Consider the following 3,306-nt stretch of genomic DNA (forward strand, 5'->3'; position numbering starts at 1 on the left):
GTCGTCGGCTACGTCTTCAAGAAGCTCGACTTTCCCCTGGCGCCGCTGGTCCTCGCTTTGGTGCTCGGCGACAAGGCGGAAGATTCCTTCCGCCAGGCGATGCTCATGTCGCAAGGCGAGATGGGCATCATGTATGCGAACCCGCTGGTCGGCACGATCACGACGCTGGCCCTGATCCTGCTGTTCTGGCCGCTGATCTCGTGGCTCATCGGCAAGCTCAAGCCGCGCAAGGCGGACGCCGTCGCGGTCGAGCAGCCGGTCGACTAGCGCCGCGACACGCACACGGACGGAGGAGAAGACCATGCCCGTGATCGCCATGACGCAGGAAATGGGCTCGCTGGCCAAGGACGTGTCGTTGCGCCTGGCCGACGTCATGGGGCTCGGCGTCATGCGACACGAGGTGATCGATCGGGTGGCCGATCGCGTGAACGTGCCGACCAGCCTGATCGGCCGCCTGCGCGAGGGCAAGGCCGGTTTCGTCGAGCGGCTCACCGCCGACCAGCGCAGCGTGGCCCTGCACACCGCCGACGAGCTGTTCGCCCTGGCAGCACGCGGCGACGTCGTCCTGCGCGGCTGGGGCGCGACCTGCCTGCTGCGCCCCGTTCCGCACGTCGTCTGCGTGCGCATCACGCGTTCGCTCGACCGGCGCGTCGAGTGGCTGATGGGCCACCTCGAGACCGACGACGCGGCCCTGGCCGAAGCGGAGCTGCGGCGCAGCGACCGTGCCCACGCCGCGCGCATGCACGAGCTCTTCGACGTGACCTGGGGCGACCCCGTTCTCTACGATCTCGTCATCAACACCGACCGGGTGACGATCGACAGCGCCGTCGAGCAGATCCGCGCGCTCGCCGCCCGGCCCGAGTTCGCCGAGACCGAGTCGTCGCGGGCGCTGCTCGCCGACATGGCGCTGGAGGCCCGGGTCCGTGTCGCGCTGCGCGACGATGCGGTCACCCGCAACATCGACGTCACCATCAGCGCCGGCGCCGGGCGGGTCGCGCTGCGCGGCATCGTCGTCAGCGCCGAGGAGCGGCTGCAGGCCGAGAACGTGGCCCGAGCGGTCGCCGGGGTGACGGCCGTCGACAACGAGCTGAGGCTGATGGGGAAGTTCCGCCGCTTTACCTGAGCGGTCCGGCAGCGCTCGAGCTACGCCGGTCAGATCTTGCCGCGCTTGCGGAGCCGGCTGAGGGTCTCGGCCGACAGGTTCAGGTACGAGGCGAGCTCCTTGCTCGGGATGCGCTCGACCAGCTCCGGGTGCTTGCGCATGAAGCGGTGCACGCGGCCCGGCGCGTCGAGGAGGTGAAGCGTGATCGTGTGGGCCATGATCTCGCTCATGCCGCGCATGACGGCGAGCTCGAACAGCTCGCGGGCGGCCGGGCGATCGGCCAGGAACTCGGTCCAGACCTTGAGCGGCAGGCTCGCCACCCGCGCCTTGGTGACGCAGACGATGCCGTAGGGCGTCGGCGTGCCGAGGCGCAGCGCCGCGTAGCTGGTCTCCATGTCGTTCTCGTCGGCGAAGCGCAGGATCATTTCCTTGCCTTCGGCGTTGCTGACGACGCGCTTGAGGATGCCGTCGATGATGAAGTACTGCTCCATCTCGCGGACCCCCTGGTGCAGGAGGAAGTCGCCCTTGCCGCAGTCGACCACCGTCAGGTGGGCATCGAGTTCCTGCCGGTCGTCGTCGGGAAGGTCCTGCAGCAGGACATTGCGACGGAGCTGCAGGCGCACGAGGGTCTTTTCGGGGTGGTTCTCCAGCGGCGTCGTGAGCACGGTCCTCCTCGCTTGTTCCGACCCGGCCGGGGCCATCTCGCGGAAAGTTGACCGCGGTCAATGGCCCGTGAGAGCGGGCCAATCATAGTCTCCGGTTCGATGCGGCCGGGCCGCGCCCGCTCTGTCCGCCCCCATCGCACGAACCCATTCCGCCGAGGAAAAACCATGTCTTCTGTCATCGAAAAGGGCCCTGCCTCGCCCGCCGGCGAAGCGGCCGCGAAGGCCGGCGCCGGTGCCGCCGGCGCGGCGGCCACCACCGACGGCTTCCACCTCGTGATCGAGGCCCTGAAGCTGAACGACATCGACACCATCTTCGGCCTGCCCGGCATCCCGATCACCGACCTGACGCGCATGGCGCAGGCCGAGGGCATGCGCGTGATCTCGTTTCGCCACGAGCAGCACGCCGGCAACGCGGCGGCGGCGGCCGGCTTCCTGACCCAGAAGCCCGGCATCTGCCTGACGGTGTCCGCACCCGGTTTCCTGAACGGGCTCACGGCGCTCGCCAACGCGACCACCAACTGCTTCCCGATGATCCTGATCAGCGGCTCGAGCGAGCGCGAGATTGTCGATCTGCAGCAGGGCGACTATGAAGAGATGGACCAGCTCGCCATTGCCAAGCCGCTCTGCAAGGCCGCCTTTCGCGTCCTGCACGCCGAGGACATCGGCATCGGCGTCGCGCGGGCGATCCGCTCCGCGCTGTCGGGCCGGCCGGGCGGCGTCTACCTCGACCTGCCGGCCAAGCTGTTCGCGCAGACGATGGACGCCGAGGCCGGCAAGAAGTCGCTGATCAAGGTCGTCGATCCGGCGCCGCGCCAGATCCCGGCACGCGATGCGGTGCAGCGCGCCCTCGATCTTCTGAGGACGGCCAAGCGGCCGCTCATCCTGCTCGGCAAGGGGGCCGCCTACGCGCAGGCCGATGCCGACATCCGAGCCCTGGTCGAGAAGACCGGCATCCCCTACCTGCCGATGTCGATGGCCAAGGGCCTGCTGCCCGACACGCACCCGCTCTCGGCCGCCGCGGCGCGCTCGCACGTGCTGGCCGAAGCCGACGTCGTGATGCTGGTCGGCGCCCGCCTCAACTGGCTGCTGTCGCACGGCAAGGGCAAGACCTGGGCCGAGGACAAGGGCGCCAAGCAGTTCATCCAGATCGACATCGCGCCAACCGAGATCGACAGCAACGTCGCCATCGCTGCGCCGGTGATCGGCGACATCGGCTCGTGCGTGGCGGCGTTGCTCGCCGGCATCGACGCCGGCTGGGCCCAGCCGCCCGCCGAGTGGACCGGCGGCATCGCCGAGCGGCGCGAGAAGAACCAGGCCAAGATGGCGCAGACGCTGGCGGCGCGGCCGTCGCCGATGAACTTCCACAGCGCGCTCAGCGTGATCCGCGAGCAGGTCAAGGCGAGGCCCGACGCGATCGTCGTCAACGAAGGCGCCAACACCCTCGACTTCGCGCGCTCGATCGTCGACATGTACGAGCCGCGCAAGCGCCTCGACGTCGGCACCTGGGGGATCATGGGCATCGGCATGGGCTTCGCCGTC

At 69.3% G+C, this 3,306-nt stretch carries 3 protein-coding genes and 1 pseudogene; 3 read left to right on the forward strand and 1 reads right to left on the reverse strand.

Annotated features, from left to right (window positions below; translation table 11 throughout):
* Together AC30N0_RS18325 and AC30N0_RS18330 are read left to right on the forward strand one after the other, a co-directional pair.
* Positions 1-267, forward strand: a pseudogene (locus AC30N0_RS18325) (tripartite tricarboxylate transporter permease); the annotation flags it as partial.
* A gap of 34 nt (positions 268-301) precedes the next feature.
* Positions 302-1,123 carry a cytidylate kinase family protein gene (locus AC30N0_RS18330; RefSeq protein WP_489519324.1) on the forward strand — a complete coding sequence of 274 codons (822 nt, stop codon included), beginning with the start codon at positions 302-304 and terminating at the stop codon, positions 1,121-1,123.
* A 29-nt stretch (positions 1,124-1,152) separates the two neighbouring features.
* Here AC30N0_RS18330 and AC30N0_RS18335 read toward each other — a convergent pair whose 3' ends face one another.
* Positions 1,153-1,767: a Crp/Fnr family transcriptional regulator gene (locus AC30N0_RS18335; RefSeq protein ID WP_489519325.1), complete on the reverse strand. Its 615-nt coding sequence runs from the start codon at positions 1,765-1,767 to the stop codon at positions 1,153-1,155.
* A gap of 165 nt (positions 1,768-1,932) precedes the next feature.
* Between AC30N0_RS18335 and oxc the strand changes: the two genes are divergently transcribed.
* Positions 1,933-3,306 (forward strand): oxalyl-CoA decarboxylase (gene oxc / locus AC30N0_RS18340; RefSeq protein WP_489519326.1); only part of this gene is annotated, 1,374 nt, incomplete at its 3' end.

This window comes from Rhizobacter sp. (genome assembly GCF_031412495.1).
In the GTDB taxonomy this organism is placed as follows: Bacteria; Pseudomonadota; Gammaproteobacteria; order Burkholderiales; family Burkholderiaceae_C; genus Schlegelella_A.

Excerpts from the sequence above, each read along its gene's own strand:
- AC30N0_RS18330 (WP_489519324.1), top strand. The coding sequence starts at position 302 with ATGCCCGTGATCGCCATGACGCAGGAAATGGGCTCGCTGGCCAAGGAC.